Here is a 17,123-nt window from a genome sequence, read left to right as displayed (position 1 = left end):
ACTTTCTGGCTCACTCGAAACGGTCGGGCCTTCGACCGTCCGTGGCTGAATCCCATCTGGGCTTGATGTTCGTGATGTGCCGGGCACCCGCCCTGAGTCACACGTTGCGGCGGTACTGGCCCCCGACCTCGAAGAAGGCTTCGGTCACCTGGCCGAGGGAGCAGACGCGTGCTGCGTCCATGAGGACCGCGAACACGTTCTCTCCGGATGCGGCCGCCTGCTTCAGGCGCGCGATCGCGGCTTCGGCCTCATCTTGGTGCTCGTCCTGGAAGGCGCGGAGCCGCTGCAGCTGGGACTGCTTCTCGGCTTCGGTGGCGCGGGCGAGCTCGACGTGGCCGGGGGTGACATCGTCATCGTCGGGCTTGCGGAAGGTGTTGACGCCGATGATGGGCAGGGTGCCGTCGTGCTTGCGGTGCTCGTAGAGCATCGACTCGTCCTGGATCCGGCCGCGCTGGTAGCCGGTCTCCATCGCGCCGAGCACGCCGCCGCGCTCGCTGATGCGGTCGAACTCGACGAGGACGGCTTCCTCGACGAGGTCGGTGAGCTGGTCGATGATGAACGAGCCCTGGAGGGGGTTCTCGTTCATCGCCAGGCCCCACTCGCGGTTGATGATCAGCTGGATGGCGAGCGCGCGGCGAACTGATTCCGCGCTCGGGGTGGTGACGGCCTCGTCGTAGGCGTTGGTGTGCAGGCTGTTGGCGTTGTCGTAGATCGCGATGAGGGCCTGCAGGGTGGTGCGGATGTCGTTGAAGTCCATCTCCTGCGCGTGCAGGGAGCGGCCGGAGGTCTGCACGTGGTACTTCAGCTTCTGTGAGCGCTCGTTCGCTCCGTACTTCTCCTTCATGGCGACCGCCCAGATCCGGCGGGCCACCCGGCCGATCACGGAGTACTCGGGGTCCATGCCGTTGGAGAAGAAGAAGGACAGGTTGGGCGCGAAGTCGTCGATGTCCATCCCGCGGGCGAGGTAGGACTCGACGTAGGTGAATCCGTTGGCGAGGGTGAAGGCGAGCTGGCTGATGGGGTTCGCGCCGGCCTCGGCGATGTGGTAGCCGGAGATGGACACTGAGTAGAAGTTGCGCACCCCCTTCTCGATGAACCACTCCTGGATGTCGGCCATGCAGCGCAGCGAGAACTCGGTCGAGAACAGGCAGGTGTTCTGGCCCTGGTCCTCCTTGAGGATGTCGGCCTGCACGGTGCCGCGCACTGCCTGCAGGGCGGCCGCGGGCTCGATGCCCTGCTCGCGAGCCTGGTCGATGACGGTGTTGAGGAAGAACGCCAGGACCGTGGGCGCGGGGCCGTTGATGGTCATCGACACCGAGGTGGTCGGTGCGAGCAGGTCGAAGCCGTCGTAGAGCTGTTTCATGTCCGCCAGCGTCGCCACGCTCACGCCCGAGGTGCCGATCTTGCCGTAGATGTCGGGACGCTCCCCCGGGTCACGGCCGTACAGGGTGACCGAGTCGAACGCGGTGGAGAGCCGCGTCGCGGGCTGACCCTCGGACAGCAGCTTGAACCGTCGGTTGGTCCGGGCCGGGTCGCCCTCGCCGGCGAACATCCGGGCGGGGTCCTCGCCCTCCCGCTTGAACGGGAAGACACCAGCGGTGAAGGGGAAGTGTCCGGGAAGGTTCTCGCGCCGCCAGAACCGCACCAGCTCACCGTGGTCCACGTACGCCGGGAGCGCGACCTTCGGGATCACGTTCCCCGAGAGCGACTCACGGCCCGGCGCTGCGGCGTACTCCGCCACGACGGCGGGCCACCCGGCCACCTCCGCGGCGATGTCGCCGGGAAGGTCCGCGCGCGCGGTCTCCAGCAGCTGTGCGACTCCCTGGTTGCCGGGCAGTTCGGTAGCCACCGACTCGACCTGCTGCACGCGGCGCGCGGCTGCGGCGAGCTCGTCGGTGCGCGCGTGGAAGTCGCGCACGGTGTCGCTGACCTCGGCGAGGTAGCGGGTCCGCTCTGGCGGGAGCACCTGCTGGATGCGCGTCGAGTGCCGCGCGTCCACTCCCGGGAGCACGCCTTCGTCGAACAGCATGCCGAGCCCGCTGAGCAGGCCCTTCAACTCCTGGTAGAGCGCGGTCACGCCGTCGTCGTTGAAGGTCGCCGCCGAGGTGCCGAACACGGGCATGTCGGAGGGCTGGCTTCCGAACGCCTCCCGGTTTCGGACCAGCTGGCGGCCGACGTCACGCAGCGCGTCCATGGCCCCCCGGCGCTCGAACTTGTTGATCGCCACGACGTTGGCGAAGTCGAGCATGTCGATCTTCTCCAGCTGGGAGGCCGCACCGAACTCAGGCGTCATCACGTACGCCGCGAGGTCGACGTACGGCAGGATCCCGGCGTCGCCTTGGCCGATGCCGGGGGTCTCGACGACCACCAGGTCGTAGCCCGCGGCCTTGACCACCGCGATCGCGTCGTCGAGGTGCTCGGGCACCTCGTGCGCGCCGCGCGTGGCCAGCGAGCGGAAGAAGACCCGGTCCCCGTCGAGCGAGTTCATCCGGATCCGGTCGCCCAGCAGCGCCCCACCGCCCTTGCGCCGCGTCGGGTCGACCGCGATCACCGCGATCCGCAGCTTGTCCTGCTGGTCGTTGCGGAACCGGCGCACGAGCTCATCGGTGAGCGAGGACTTGCCCGAGCCACCCGTGCCGGTGATGCCCACCACCGGGGTCCCCGAACCCTGCGCGGCCGAGCGCAGACGCTCGAGCATCCCCGCGGGCAGCACGCCCTGCTGCGCGCCGGTGAGCGCACGGGCGACCGCTGCCCGGTCGCCGCTGAGCACGCTCTCCGCCGTCACCGGACCCGCTCCCCAGGGGTCAAAGTCGCAGGCCTTCACGACCGAGTTCACCATGCCGGGCAGCCCCATGCGCTGCCCGTCCTCCGGCGAGAAGATCGTGACCCCGGCGGCGCGCAATCGCTCGATCTCGTCGGCGACGATGACGCCGCCTCCACCACCGACGACCTTCACGTGACCCGCACCCTGCTGTCGCAGCAGGTCCACCAGGTACTCGAAGTACTCCACGTGACCGCCCTGGTACGACGACACCGCCACACCCTGGACATCCTCCTCGATCGCAGCGTCCACGACCTCCTGGACCGACCGGTTGTGCCCCAGGTGGATCACCTCGCACCCCTGCGACTGGAAGATCCGCCGCATGATGTTGATCGACGCATCGTGCCCGTCGAACAAGCTCGAAGCGGTGACCAGTCGGACCGGGTGGACGGGCGAGTGCAGAGCGGACATGGATCCCTCGATCGAGATAGTTGGACGTCCTAGCAACGCAGATACTAGGACATCCAACTATCTTCGAATCAAGAATCAGTCGCCGGCGGCCGCCCGCAGGTCGGTCATGAGACGAGTGGCAGTCAACACTTCCGCTGGGGCGAGGCCCGGCTGTTCGAAGACTTCTTCATTGAGCCGAACGGTGGCAGCCTCGACTACTTCCCTGCCGTGGTCGGTGATCGATGCGAGGACGACTCGCCGATCGGTGGTGCGCCGAAGACGCTCGACAAGTTCTTGACGCTCCAAGCGGGCGACTGCGCTAGTGACGCTCGTGGGATGGACTTGCAGGAGCGATCCCATGCGTGTCATGGACACACGCCCATTGGATGCGAACGCCAGCAGCCGCAGAACCTCATAGCGGGCGAAGGTGAGGTCGTACGGCTTGAGCACCGCATCGACCCGCTCCAGGAGGAGCTGATGAACACGAACAATCGAGGTGACCATTGCCATGCCGTTGGCCGCTTCGAGCCAGCCATGCGCCTCCCAGAGTCGATGAGCCTCGCGGATGGGATCGCGGATTTCGTCGTCGCCCGCGGGGTTGGAACTCATGCGACTCCTCCTCGACATCTCTGGACGTCCAAGCATCTATCATGCATAATTCTCATGATGAATTAGGAGGACACCGATGCCCGAGCGACGAGACTCCATCAGACGACGACGCGAATCGTTGGCCAACGCGACCTACAAGCGGCACTCTTGGCCCGAGTACCTCGTCTCCGCCCCCCACCGCGAGCCGTACATGGTCGACAGGCACGGCGACGACGACACACTGCCGAGGCCATACGGGCTGCAACACGCCCGCCGGGTCGGGAGTGCCCAGACCGCGTGCGGGATGTACGCCGTTTCGTGGCGGTACTTCTGGACCCTCGAGTTCCGGCCTGGCCGCGCGTCTGCGTGCCCGGACTGCTCGCTAGCCCTCTTCCCCTCTCATGCGTGAGGGCGGCGTGAATGGCGATCGGATTCTGGTCGTCGACGGTGCCCGGACCCCCGTCGGCTCGTTCGGCGGGTCCCTGCGTGGCGTCCCGGCCCACGAGCTCGGTGCCGTCGCCGCACGGGAAGCGCTCAGCCGGGCCGGCATCACACCGGACCTGATCCAGGAAGCCGTGTTCGGCTGCATCGGGCAGGTCGGCGCCGACGCCTACAACGCGCGTCGTGTCGCGCTGGCTGCCGGGCTGCCGACCTCGACTCCCGCGTACACCGTGAATCGGCTCTGCGGGTCAGGCCTTCAAGCGGTCTGGTCGGCAGCGATGGAGATGCAGTGGAACGGGCTCGACATGACCCTCGCCGGCGGCGACGAGTCGATGTCACGAATGCCGTTCTACGACTTCGAAGCGCGCTCGGGATTCGCTCTGCGCGACAGGTCCCTCAAGGACGGCACTGTCATGATGCTGACGGACCCTTTCAGCGGAGTCCACATGGGCGTGACCGCTGAGAACGTCGCAGCGAAGTACGGTGTGTCTCGAACAGAACAGGACGAGTTTGCTCTCGAGTCGCAGCGTCGAGCCGCTTCATCGTGGGCCGCCGCCGCTTTCGCTGAGGAGATCGTCCCGGTCCAGGTCTCTGCTCGCAGCGGGTATCACCTGGAAGCAGACGAGCACCCGAAACCGGAGACCACTCACGACGGTCTCACCGGGCTACGGCCGGCCTTCCAGGCCGGTGGCACCGTCACGGCTGGAAATGCGTCCGGCATCAACGACGGCGCGGCCGCGTTGGTCCTCGCTCGCGAGTCGGCTGTGCGTGCACGCGGCCTGAGCGCACTCGTCTCATTGGAAGCAGTCGCTACGGCTGCTATGGAGCCTGAGCTCATGGGATATGCGCCCGTCTTGGCGATCCAATCGCTACTGGACCGCGCAGGTCTCACAGTCGACGACATCGATGTCGTCGAGCTGAATGAAGCCTTTGCGTCGCAAGCGGTGGCGTGCATCCGAGATGCCGGTCTTGACCCCGCCCGCGTCAACCCGTACGGCGGCGCGATCGCGCTGGGACACCCAGTCGGCGCAACTGGCGCGATCCTCACCCTGCGCGTGGCCAAGCACCTCGTACGAGAAGACCTCGAATTCGGGATCGTGTCGATGTGTATCGGCGGCGGCCAAGCGCTCGCTGCGTTGTTCAGGCGGTACCAGCCGTGAGCGGACTGGAGGCGCAGGTGAAGGACGGCGGCGTCCTCGAGATACGCCTCAACCGGCCCTCCATGGGCAACGCGATCGATCTTCCGACCGCGATGGCCCTACAGGATGCGGTGCGCACCGCATCCTTGAACGACGCCGTGCGTGCCGTCCTGGTCACCAGCGCGGGCTCCCGGTTCTGCACGGGCGGCGACCTGGTCGCCATGATGGCCGCGACAGACCGCAGCAACTACGTGCACAACCTTGCCACCACCCTGGACGCCGCACTGATCGCGCTGGACGGTCTCTCCAAGCCCGTGGTGTGCGCGGTCCAGGGGGCCGTCGCCGGCGCCGGGATGGCGGTCATGCTCGCCGCGGACGTGATCGTCGCCGAGAACGACTGCCGGTTCACGATGGCGTACTCACGGGTCGGGCTCACTCCGGACTGCGGCGTGTCGTGGTTACTGCCTAGGGCGGTCGGTCAAGTCCGAGCTCTCGATCTGGCGGTGACCGGGCGGACTCTGACAGCCGCGGAAGCGTTGGACTGGGGCCTGGTCTCCCGTGTAGAGCCCGACGCGCGTGGCACGGCCGATCGCCTGGCGGCAACGCTCGCCAATGGTCCGCGACTCGCACTGGGACAAACGCGGCGCCTGGTCAGGTCATCTTGGAACTCCACCAGGACGGAGACCGGGCGCGATGAGGCGCGGACAATCGCCGCGACTATCAAGACCGAGGACGCGGCCCAGCGGATGGATGCCTTCTCGCGGCGGAGGTAACGAGGGCGGCACTGCGTCGCCGACCCGGCTGACGAAGCCATCCGTGGTCGGCAGGCAACGGCCGGCGACCTTCGCCTCAGCTGGCGGACTGCCTCGTGCGTGCGGCGGGTACCCGGAGTCACCGCGCAGGGGATCCGAGCCTGATTTTGCAGCGGGTCAGTGTGCTGGCTCGGGACATCCCGGACACATGTCTCACGTCATTCCGACCTGACGTCACACGACATCCCGGACCCGAACGGCGAGGCGTCACGACACCCGTCGATAGCCATGTGCCATGTCAAAGGCTCGCTTGGTCACCACCGAGAAACGCCCGTGAGCGAGGTCGTCGCTGACTACGGAGTCTCCAGGTCCTGGGTCTACGAGCTCCTCGCCCGCTACCGCGACGAGGGCGAGGCCGCATTCGAGCCCCGCTCCTCCACGGCACCGAAGACCTCACCGACCGCGGCCCACCCCAGACGGTCGAGCTCGCCTTATCGCTACGCAAGGAGCTCGTCACTTGCCCGAACGGTGCCCCAAGCGCGACTTGGCGTCGTTCCTCCACAGCCACTGCTGCCAGACGTCCGCGAGGACGATTGTGTCGCTGTCATGGAGGGATGACACCAGACGCGCAACTACATCTGTTCGATCAGTTCGACGAAGACCAATTGTTCACGGCCGCGATGCAGTTGATGCGGCGGATCTACAACGGGGTCGTCGAGGGCGGCGACGAGGCGGTCCACGGCGACCTGCCCAGTGCGATCGACGACCTATCCCTCGGGCCATGGCAGGAGCTCGACGTGCCGCTCGTTGCGGACTGGCCTTACCCCATGGAGTGCGGTCTGTTGAGCTGGCTGTTGGATCGCCTGCAGGCGGTGGCTACAGGCCCGAGGGCGGAGGAGGCCGTTGTCACCGCTCGGTGGCTGTTGCGCCCTTCGGCGACTCCGTTGTGGGCTCAAGGGTGATCACAGTTCGCAGGTGCCGAGTTTCCGCGGCGGCGAGCCGGGCCGCGAACGACCCGCCCGGACGAGACAGCGCACGTGCCCACCGGCTGTGCTGCACTCGATCCACAAGTCTCAGGCTTCGACCTCATTGTCGTCCGACCATTGCACCTACCAGCTCTCCCCGGTCCCAGGATGTCGTCCTTCCCTCACCGCATGTTCATCGCCGACCACTGCAAGGCAGTCGGCAAGGCAGTCGGCAAGGCAGTCGGCACCCATGCTACGGAGGCCCGTAGGCGGCCGATGCACACCTTGAGATCACCGAGTTTCAGGGGTGGTCGCGTGCATGGTGGGGTGAAGTTCTACCGCGGCGCCGCGAAGGCAGCCCGCGCGTACGTCGAGCGCGACCGATCTCGGGCGGATGACTACTATCTGGCCGAAGGCAGCGGTGTCGCAACCCGGCTGGTCGCCACACCCGGCCGCATCGAGGTGCAGGGTGCGATGGATGGCGACACCTACGAGCAGTGGGTCGCCGGGGTCGACATCGACACCGGTAGCAAGAAGGGCCGGCTCCGCACGGATGCGGATGGGTTGCGATTCGTCGAGGTGGTCGTGAACGGTCCGAAGACCTGGTCCCTCGCCGCCGCACTGCATCCGGAGATCTCCGACGCGCTCGACGCAGCGCAGGACCGCGCAGCAAAGGAGATCGTCGGCTGGGTCGCCTCGCACGCGACAACGAGGGTGGGGCCGCGGGGTCGGCAGGTCCAGGTACCGGTCGAGCAGGTTGAGGCGGCGGTGATCCGGCACTACACGTCACGGGCCGGGGATCCGCACCGGCATCTCCACCTGCAGATCAACGCCCGTGTGTGGGCCGTCGGACGCTGGCGCGGCATCCACTCGGTCGGGATCCGCGACTCCATCGAGGCGATCAACGGCATCGGCCACGCCGCGGTCGCCACCGACCCGCAGTTCCGAGCGGCACTGGCCGCTCACGGGTACACGACCGACCCCGAGACCAGCGAGATCCGACAGCTCAGGCCATACGTGGGGGCGTTCAGTGCGCGGGCGGCACAGGTCCGTCGCAACACGGACCGCTACGAGGCCAAGTGGCGACGGGATCATCCGGGCGAGGAGCCGGGCCGCCGGTTGCGGGAGGGCTGGGACCGGCGGGCGTGGGCCCAGGCCCGCCCCGACAAGGTCGTCCCCCGCGACGGTGCCGAGCTGGTCGCCCGGTGGAACAGCGAGCTCCGCGACCTCGGCTACCGGGACCCCGATGCGCCGGTGGTGCTCAAGGGGACTCGGCCAGGGTGGATCGACCGCGACGCCGCCGCCGACCTCGTCGTCTCCATCCTCGGTTCGAAGCGGTCGGCGTGGAACACCGCCGACATCCGCGGAAGGACCGAGGTCCTGCTCGCCCAGACCGGCCTAGTCGCCGACCGTGCGGCGCGGGTCGAGCTCGCCGAGGACGTCACCGCCCGCACCACAAGCCGATGCACCCGCCTGCTCGAACGAAAGGAAGTCCCCGGGGTCCCTGAGCATGTCCGGTCTCTCACCTCCTCGCGCGTCCTTGACGTCGAAGCCGACATGATCACCCGGCTCGCCCGCCGCGGTGCCGAGCCGGCGCGTCGCTCCCGGCTCGAGGGGCGGGGGTTCGTGAGGGTCGACCCGGCGCACGCCGCCGTGGTGAGCGCCCTGGCCGGCGACGGGAAATTGGTCGTGGTCGAGGGAGCAGCCGGCGCCGGGAAGACCACCGCCTTACGCGCCATCAAGGAGCACCTCGCCCTGCGTCGGCATCGAATGGTGGTGGTGACCCCGACACTGAAGGCGGCCGAGGTCGCCGCCACCGAGATCGGCGCCGACGGACACTCCGCCTCCTGGCTGATCTACCAACACGGCTGGCGCTGGGACGACCACGGCCACTGGACCCGCCACTCGGACCCCACCCCCAGCCAAGCCGCGCGCCTGCGACCCGGCGATCTGCTGCTCGTCGACGAGGCCGGCATGCTCGACCACGACACGGCACGCGCGCTCCTGATCCTCGCCGACGAGACCGGCGCACGGATCGCCCTCGTCGGAGACCGGCACCAGCTCCCCGCCGTCGGCCGCGGCGGCGTCCTCGACCACGCCGTCGCGTTCGCGCACCCCACCGCCGTCGTCAGCCTCGAGACCGTGCACCGGTTCACCGACCCGGCCTACGCCGACCTGAGCTTGAGGATGCGTGCCGGCAACGATCCCGACGCAGTGTTCGACACCCTCCACCGACGCGGACAGATCGTCATTCACCGCACCGAGGTCGAACGCACCGCCGCACTCGCCGAGGCCGCCTCCCACGGCGACCTGGTGATTGCCGACACCCGCGAGCAGGTCGCCGATCTGAACGCCACTATCCGCGACCACCACACCGATGGCTTGGTCGATCCGGGCAAGGTGGTCACCACGGCCGCCGGGGAACGGGTCGGCCTCGGTGACCGCGTCGCCACCCGTCGCAACGACCCCGACCTCCAGGTCGCGAACCGGCAGACCTGGACCGTAACCGGCATCGGCGACGACGGGAGCCTCACTTTAAAAGGTCGCGGTCGAGACCGCCTGGTGCCGGCCGAGTACGCAGCCCGCTTCGTCGAGCTTGCCTACGCCACCACCGTCCACGGCGCCCAGGGAGAGACCGTCGACGCCGCACACGTCGTGATCGGCGAGCACACCGGCGCCGGCGCCGCGTACGTGGCCATGACCCGCGGCCGCCATCACAACACCGCGCACCTCGTCGCCGACGACCTCGACGACGCCCGTCGCCAGTGGGTCGACGTCTTCGCACGCGACCGCGCCGACCTCGGCCCCGCCCACGCCCGACGGCAAGCCATCGACGCCATCGACCGCTACGGGACACTTGTCGTCCCTTGCCGCGGCTCCGTTCCCCCTCTTCCCCCGGTGCCAGAAAACCGACCGCCAGCCCCGACGGGCACCAATCTCGGGCACTGGATAAGGCCCTGGGCGAATGAATTGGGGGAACGCATCTGACCTGCGCAAACGCGCAGTTATCCACAGCGCTCCCCGACGTTCCCCCGGAATTGGTACCGGAATCCGGTAACAACTTCCCTCTAGCCTCCACCCATGCACGAACCCTCAGATGCCGGTCTGGGAGCCGGGCCATACTCCAGCTGGAGGTCGCGCCCGGTGCACCCGGTCCACAACCGGAGTCTCCGGCTCCGCGTCGGACGCGGAGCCGTACGGCTGGGCGTCTGATGCCGAGCTGACGTCGGTCCCGGACCCGTTCCGGGACCGGTGATCCCTCATCGGTCCTCGATCCGCCGCTGAGGAGCGAGTGACTCGAGGATCGCTGCGGTCACGGGGTTCACCTTCTCGTCCGGCTGGATGTAGTGCTCCTTGGTGATCTTGGACGATGTGTGTCCGAGCATCTCGGCTGCCAGGTCCGCGCCGCCGGCTCGGTCCAGCACCGTCGCCACGGTCCGACGGAACGAGTGCGGCGTGACGCCCTCGATGCCCGCCTCGTCCAGGATCGCCCGCAGGCGGCGACGGATGTTGTTCGTCGTCAACGGGGTCCCGTTGCGGCTGAAGAACAGAAGCTGGTTGGAGTCCGCGGAGGAGGTGCCGGCCAACCGGTCGCGCAACACCGCGGCGGCGAACGACGGCACCGAGACTGTCCGGCTCGACTTCGTGGTCTTGGGGTGGGCCTGCCGGTGGGTCGGCTTGCCGGTGGGCGACACGATGGTGCCGCAGATCCGCACGGTCGCCGGCGAGGTGGTCACATCGACGTCGCACCGACGGATGGCGAGCACCTCCCCGATCCGGGCGGAGGTCCCGAGCATCACGTCGATGATCTGCTCGAGCTGTCCGTCCGGTTTGGGCCCGGGGAGTCCGTCCGTTCGGCGCCAGCCCTGTGCGGCCCGCCGGATGGCCTCGACCTGGTCGATCGTCAGCGACATCGCCTGGGAGGGCGGCTTGCGCAGGCGAGCGGTGTCGCGGACCGGGTTGGAGCGCATCGCGTCATAGCGCACGGCCAGCCCGAAGGCCAGGCTCATCACGGTCCGGGCCTGCTTCGCCATGCTGTAGCTCTTGGTCGTCGCGAGGGTCTTGATGAACTGGTCGACCTTGCGGACGGTGATCTCGCGCAGCGCGTAGTGCTCGAACGCCGGCAGGACGAGCTGTCGCATGTTGCGCTCGTAGAGCGAACGGGTGCTCGGTGCGAGCTTGCCGGTGACGTCGAGATCGTCGAGCCAGACGTCGACCAGAACTCCGAACGGGCTGTCGCGTGTCAGGTCGAGGCTTCCTGCGGCGTAGTTGTCGCGCCGCGACAACTTCTGCTTCAACGCTCGCTCGGCGGACTTGCGGGTGCCACCGGTTGCTTGAACCAGGCGGAGTCGGCCGTCCTCGTCACGGAAGCGGACGCGCGCTTTGACCTTGCCGTTGGGCGTAGGGAGGTAGGAGAAGTCGCCGAAGGTCCCGATGTCGGTCCGCGGACGGCCCATCTCAGATCACCGCCGGTGCTGGTCGGGTCGCACCTCGCGCTGGGTCTCGATCCAGGCGAGCACGTCGCCCGTCGTGAACTTGACGTGGCGCCCGACCCGGATGCCACGCGGGCCCTTGCCGTCGACGCGCCAGTCGTAGATGGTCGCGATCGGCACGCCGAGGTACTCGGCGAGATCCTCGATGCTCAGCAGCGGGTCGAGGCCCGCGACTGTTCGCAGCTGGGTCGTCATGCCGCTCAGGTGCACGGCGCAGCCCAAGCGGACCCGAGCGGACCCGAAGGCGTCCATGCTCACGCGCAAGCTGGTGCGGGGCAAGGGCCTTCGGACGGGTCGATCGGCCGAGTAAGTGATGACTTTGTGATGACCGGATCAAGTCTCAAATGCTTTCAGGCTCGGATCCCCAGGGGATCCGAGCCTGAATTTTGTAGCGGGGGCAGGATTTGAACCTGCGACCTCTGGGTTATGAGCCCAGCGAGCTACCGAGCTGCTCCACCCCGCGTCGGTGAACACCACCTTACAGACCGGGGTGGAGCGCGCCAAATCCGGGTCAGCCGGCGGAGCTATCGTCCCCGCTGTCGGCCTCGGTGGGTGACTCGGAGGGCCCCGCCGACGGCGTCTCCGGTGGAGTCTTCGCGCCACGCTTGTCGGCGAGGTCGAGCGCCTGCTCGATGAAGGTCTGCGCCCGGTCGACCTGGCGCTGGTACGTCGCCAGGTCGCCGCTGGTGAGGGCCGACTGGGCGGCGTCGTACGCCGAGTCCGCCTTCTGCAGCAGTCCCTCGATCTGCTGGTCCACGGTGCCGCCCTGGCCGCCGCCGGTGCCGCCGCCGGTCCCACCACCGCTACCGTTGCCACCGCCATTGCCGCCCCCGGTGTCGCCGGTGTCGCCGCTGGCGGTCTCGCCCAGGACGTCCTCGAGGGCTTGGAGCAGGGTGGCGCCGTGGCCGATCTCGTTGCCGTACTTGACGAGCACGTAGCGCAGGATCGGGAAGCTCGACTCGGAGGCGGCGCGGCTGGCGTAGACCGGCTGCACGTACATCAGGCCCTCGTTGATCGGCAGCGTGAGCAGGTTGCCGTAACTGACGGTTCCGCCACTGCGGTTGAACTGGGCGAGCAGGTCGGCGATGTCGGGGTCCGAGGCGAACTGGTTCGCGACCTGGCCCGGTCCCGGGGTCTGCTCGGTGCGCAGCTGGAGCACCCGCATCGTGCCGTAGTCGTCGCTCGTCGCGTCGGAGTCGACGGAGACGAACGACGCGAGGTTGCTCTTCTGGTAGGGCACGAACACCGAGGTGACCGAGAACTTCTCCCCCGCGGTGACGTCGCCCACGAAGAGGCGGTACGGCGGCTGGAACCGGCCGGCGGCGTACGGGTCCTCCGGCACCTCCCACCGGTTGTTGCCCTGGTAGAAGTCGCTCGGGTCGGTGACGTGGTAGCGGGCCAGCTGGTAGCGCTGCACCTGGAACAGGTCCTCGGGGTAGCGCAGGTGCTGCATGAGCTCGTCGGAGATCTCCGACTTCGGCTGCACCGTGCCCGGGAACGCCTTGTCCCAGGCCTGCAGGATCGGGTCGTCCTCGTTCCAGGCGTAGAGCGTGACCTCGCCGCTGTAGGCGTCGACGGTCGCCTTGACGGCGTTGCGCATGTAGTTGATCTCGTCGGTCGGCAGGGTCTGCAGCCCGGTCTCGACCTGCAGCGAGTCGTCTGTCATCTCCTCGAACGACTCACGCTCCGATCCCGGGTAGCGGTCGGTGGTCGTGTAGCCGTCGAGGATCCACTGGATGCGGCCGTCCACGATCGCCGGGTAGGGGTCGCTGTCGACGGTGAGCCAGGGTGCGACCTTCTCGACCCGCTCGCGGGGCGTCCGGTTGTAGAGCAGCCGGCTGTTCTCGTTGACGCGCCCGGAGAGGAGGAAGTTGGGCTCGCCGAACTTCACGCCGAACATCAGCTGGTTGAAGAAGCCGCCGACGTCGGCGTCGCCGGAGCCGTCGTACGTCGTGGTCGTGCCGGCGTCGGTGTTGCCCGTCGGCAGGTTGAGCTCGACGTCGTTCGCGCCCTCGCTCGCCTTGCCGACGATGGAGTACTCCGGGCTCTGCTCGCCGTAGTAGATGCGGTCCTCGAACTCGCCGCCCACGGCGCGGGCCAGCGCGTCCTGGCCGGCCACGTTGCCCTGCGCCCAGACGAGACCGCTCTGGTCGCCGCCCTGCTGGGTGGTGGCGTCGATCTGCGCCGAGTTGTCCTCGGGACGCTGGTTGGCGTACGCCGCGATGACGCCGTTGCCGTGGGTGTAGACGGTGTGCAGGTTGGACCAGTTCCGGTCCCCGGAGGGGATGCCGGACTGGTCGAGCTCGCGCACGCCGAGCACGAGCGCGCGGTCGTTGCCGGCGATCTCGTAGCGGTCGACGTCGAGGACGTCGGCCACGGAGTAGTAGGCCCGGACCTGCTGGTTCTGCTCGAAGGCCTCGCGCACCAGCTGCGGGTCGACCAGCGGCGTCGAGGTCGTCTGGGCGTCGAGCTCGTCGACCGAGGCGTTCGTGTCCGCCGCGGAGGAGTAGTCGTCGTCGACCTCGACGTCGTCGATGTCGTACGCCGCGCGGGTGGCCTCGATGTTCGCCTGGATGTACGGCGCCTCCTTGTCGGCCTCCGACGGCTTGACCTGGAACTGCTGCACGATGCCGGGCCAGATGAGGCCGAGCAGGATCGCCGAGACCGCGAGCAGTGCGAGGCCGACGGACGGCAGCAGCCAGGTGCGGCGCCAGACGTTGACGAAGAAGAGCACCGCGCAGATGATCGAGATGCCGAGCAGGATGTTCTTCGCGGGGAGGATGGCGTTGTCGCCGGTGTAGTTCATGCCGGTGATCAGCGGCCCGGAGCGGGTGACGAGGTCGTAGCGGTCCAGCCAGTAGTCCGCGGCCTTCACCAGCACGAAGAGCCCCAGCAGCACGGAGATCTGCACCTGCGCCGCGCCCGAGAGCCGGTCGCGGGAGGTCTGCAGCCGGATGCCGCCGTACAGGTAGTGGACGACGACGGTGGCGATCAGCGCGACGACCAGCACCGCCATCGCGTAGTCGGCGAGGTAGTGCAGCCAGGGCAGGTCGAAGACGTAGAAGCCGATGTCCTTGTCGAACCACCGGTCCTGCTCCCCGAAGGAGCCGCCGTTGCGCCAGAGCAGGTAGTTGCGCCACTCCCCGATCGCCGAGCTGCCGGCGAAGGCGCCGAGCACGATCGAGACGCCGACCAGGAGCCAGGTGCGGATCGGCGTCACCGCGTCGCGGTAGCGGTCGAGACCGGTCTGCTCGGGCGAGTTCGGCCGGAAGAACGGCCGGAACCGGTAGGCGAGGTAGATGTTGACGCCGACGACGAGCCCCATCACCGCGCCGAACACGAGGAAGAGGCCGAGCCGGGTCCAGAACATCGTCGAGAAGACCTCGGAGTATCCGCCGGACTCGTACCAGAGCCGGTCGGTGTAGAGCGAGGCGAAGGTGGAGAGGCCGAGGAACGCGAGCACCAGCACCACCGCGGTGATGATCAGTGCGCGCGAGCGCCGGGATCCGCGCGGCGGCGGGGCCTCGCGGGACTCCTCGTCGAACAGCTCACTCATGCTTGGTCTCTCCCTGATTCGTCACGGCCTACGACTCCGGCTCGTCCTCGAGCGTGGCTCCCAGCAGCTCCAGCAGGCCCGGCACGAGATCGGCGCCGCCGACCACGGACTGGTCGTCGTCGTGGGCCCGCAGCCGCAGGGCGCAGTACGTCGCGCCGGCCCGTGTGACGCCGGCCGCGATCCGCACCTCCTGGCGCTCGGGGTGCTCGCGCGCGAACTGCTCCGCGAGCGCGCGGTCGTCGGGGATCTGCTCGTCGGCGTCCGGCGGCAGCACCAGCCGCTCCACGACGGCGGCGCAGCCGGCCACGCCCGGCGGCCACGTGATCGACCCCAGCGTCTCCTCGAACGGCTGGTCGGCGGACAGCTGCTCCTGCTCGATCGGGGTCAGCGACCCCTCGGCGGCCGCGGAGTCGAGGCCCATCGCGGCCGCCAGCGCTGGCTCCCGCGCGACCAGCGAGGCGGTGTCGACCAGCGCGTAGAGGCGGGCCGGCTGGTCCCAGCCCTCGCCCGCGATGTGGTCCTCGATCTCGAGGACGGCGGCCGCCAGCGCCGGGTCGACGTTGTCGAAGCCGGGCAGCGCGGAGTCGTACTCGTCGCTCACGTCGCGCCTCCGCAGGCCGGGAGGTCGGCGTCCGGGTCGTCGACCCACTTCTCGATCGACCGCAGCGCGCTGTGCGTCGACTCGGCCTCGACCAGGAGCATGTCGCCGTGCGGGGCCTCGACGGCCTCGTCGCAGTTGTCGGGCGGCACCAGGAACAGCTCGGCGCCCGCATCGCGCGCCCCGACGATCTTCTGCTGGATGCCGCCGATCGGGCCGACGTTGCCGCCCGCGTCGACCGTGCCCGTGCCGGCGATCGTCCGGCCGTCGGTCAGGGAGCCCTCGGTGAGGATGTCGTAGATGCCGATGCTGAACATCAGGCCCGCGCTCGGGCCGCCGATGCTCGGGTCGATCGCGACGGTGACGTCGACGGGGAAGTCGGTCGTCTCGGTGCCGACCTGGATGCCGACCTGCGGCCCGCCGTCGACCTCCCGCGGCGTCACCTCGACGGTCCGCCGCTGACCGTCGCGACGTACGACGAGCGCGAGCGGCTGCCCCGCCGCGGCCCGGCCGACGGCGTCGACGACGTCGTCGGAGTCGCCGACCGGCTGTCCGTCGACCCGCAGGATCACGTCGCCCTGCTCCAGCCGGCCGTCGGCCGGCGCGCCCTTGTCGACCCCGACGACCACCGCGTCGGTGACGTCGTAGCCGAGCTCGGTCAGCGCGGCCGCCGTCGCGGCGTCCTTGGAGGACGTCATCTCCTGGCGACCCTGCTCGCGGTTCTGCTCGGTGGTCACGTCGTCGCGGTAGATGGCGTCGAACGGGTAGACCGCGCTGGAGGAGCTGATCCAGTCCTGCATCAGCTCGAAGAGCGTGTTGTGCGCGTCGGGTTGGGAGACGTAGACCGTGGTCATCCGCAGCTCGCCGTCGTCGGCCCAGGTCTCGTGCCCGTCGACCTGGATGATCGGCTCGCCCTCGTCGTTGTCACCGAGGACGTCGACGGTGATGCCCGGCTCGTAGGTGACGTAGGGCAGGGACTCGAACGCGGCCGCCACCCACAGCGCGATCACCAACGGCACGGCCAGCAGGCCGGCGAAGGTGCGCTGCGTCATGGCGCCAAGACTGTCAGACCGCGCCAACGTGCGCGCGGGCGGTCAGGACGCCCGACGCGACGGGCGTACGGCGACGCCGGTGCTGCGGTCGCGCTCCGGCTGCGGCGCGGCGTAGCCGGGCGCCGGCCTGCGGCGCCGTCGCTCGGGCTCGAGCGCGGCCGCGATCCGGCGTACGGCGACGTCGCGGTCGACCTCGCCGCGACCCTCGCGCCCGAGCCAGCCGACCCACAGCATGGCGACGGCCGTCGCCACCGCCGACGGCACGAGCCAGAGCAGGATCTCCACGGGTCCGAGCGTAGGCGGCGGCGTGGCGGTCCGGCGGGAGGCA

12 protein-coding genes and 1 tRNA gene are annotated in these 17,123 nt (G+C 68.8%); 4 read left to right on the top strand and 9 right to left on the bottom strand.

All coding sequences use genetic code 11. From position 1 onward, the window contains the following. Positions 1-97: 97 nt before the first annotated feature. Together icmF and PZ894_RS01455 are read right to left on the bottom strand one after the other, a co-directional pair. Entirely contained in the window at positions 98-3,232 is a 3,135-nt protein-coding gene (gene icmF / locus PZ894_RS01460; RefSeq protein WP_275741732.1) for a fused isobutyryl-CoA mutase/GTPase IcmF, read from the bottom strand. Between the two features lie 75 nt (positions 3,233-3,307). Continuing rightward, complete coding sequence (locus PZ894_RS01455) at positions 3,308-3,820, bottom strand: MarR family transcriptional regulator (RefSeq protein WP_275741730.1); 513 nt, start codon at positions 3,818-3,820, stop codon at positions 3,308-3,310. A 380-nt stretch (positions 3,821-4,200) separates the two neighbouring features. Between PZ894_RS01455 and PZ894_RS01450 the strand changes: the two genes are divergently transcribed. The 4 genes from PZ894_RS01450 (at position 4,201) to mobF (ending at position 10,084) form a co-directional block, all read left to right on the top strand. After that, positions 4,201-5,400 (top strand): thiolase family protein, encoded by a 1,200-nt coding sequence (locus PZ894_RS01450; RefSeq protein ID WP_275741728.1) that lies wholly within the window; start codon positions 4,201-4,203, stop codon positions 5,398-5,400. Beyond that, positions 5,397-6,152, top strand: coding sequence for an enoyl-CoA hydratase/isomerase family protein (locus PZ894_RS01445; RefSeq protein WP_275741726.1), 756 nt, complete (start codon positions 5,397-5,399; stop codon positions 6,150-6,152). Before PZ894_RS01450 ends, PZ894_RS01445 begins: the two co-directional genes overlap by 4 nt. A 593-nt stretch (positions 6,153-6,745) precedes the next feature. Continuing rightward, complete coding sequence (locus tag PZ894_RS01440; protein WP_275741724.1) at positions 6,746-7,093, top strand: hypothetical protein; 348 nt, start codon at positions 6,746-6,748, stop codon at positions 7,091-7,093. Between the two features lie 330 nt (positions 7,094-7,423). Further along, complete coding sequence (gene mobF / locus PZ894_RS01435) at positions 7,424-10,084, top strand: MobF family relaxase (RefSeq protein WP_275741722.1); 2,661 nt, start codon at positions 7,424-7,426, stop codon at positions 10,082-10,084. Positions 10,085-10,356: 272 nt separating this feature from the next. On the opposite strand, the gene PZ894_RS01430 is transcribed toward mobF, so the two are convergent. The 7 genes from PZ894_RS01430 to PZ894_RS01400 form a co-directional block, all read right to left on the bottom strand. Beyond that, complete coding sequence (locus PZ894_RS01430; protein ID WP_275741720.1) at positions 10,357-11,553, bottom strand: site-specific integrase; 1,197 nt, start codon at positions 11,551-11,553, stop codon at positions 10,357-10,359. Positions 11,554-11,559: 6 nt separating this feature from the next. Then, positions 11,560-11,784 carry a helix-turn-helix domain-containing protein gene (locus PZ894_RS01425; protein ID WP_275741718.1) on the bottom strand — a complete coding sequence of 75 codons (225 nt, stop codon included), beginning with the start codon at positions 11,782-11,784 and terminating at the stop codon, positions 11,560-11,562. A 194-nt stretch (positions 11,785-11,978) separates the two neighbouring features. Then, positions 11,979-12,052, bottom strand: a tRNA-Met gene (locus tag PZ894_RS01420). A gap of 48 nt (positions 12,053-12,100) precedes the next feature. After that, positions 12,101-15,145, bottom strand: a complete 3,045-nt coding sequence (locus tag PZ894_RS01415; RefSeq protein ID WP_275741716.1) for a UPF0182 family protein — start codon at positions 15,143-15,145, stop codon at positions 12,101-12,103. A 28-nt stretch (positions 15,146-15,173) separates the two neighbouring features. Then, positions 15,174-15,746, bottom strand: a complete 573-nt coding sequence (locus PZ894_RS01410) for a PPA1309 family protein (RefSeq protein WP_275741715.1) — start codon at positions 15,744-15,746, stop codon at positions 15,174-15,176. Then, a complete protein-coding gene (locus tag PZ894_RS01405; protein WP_275741713.1) occupies positions 15,743-16,795 on the bottom strand; it encodes a PDZ domain-containing protein in 1,053 nt (350 codons plus the stop codon). Before PZ894_RS01405 ends, PZ894_RS01410 begins: the two co-directional genes overlap by 4 nt. 42 nt (positions 16,796-16,837) lie before the next feature. Beyond that, on the bottom strand, positions 16,838-17,080 hold the full coding sequence (locus PZ894_RS01400; protein ID WP_275741711.1) for a hypothetical protein: 243 nt from the start codon (positions 17,078-17,080) through the stop codon (positions 16,838-16,840). Positions 17,081-17,123 lie beyond the last annotated feature (43 nt).

Origin of the sequence: Nocardioides sp. YIM 152315 (assembly GCF_029210375.1) — a bacterium.
Lineage (GTDB): Bacteria > Actinomycetota > Actinomycetes > Propionibacteriales > Nocardioidaceae > Nocardioides.
This window is presented reverse-complemented; position numbering and strand designations above follow the sequence as displayed.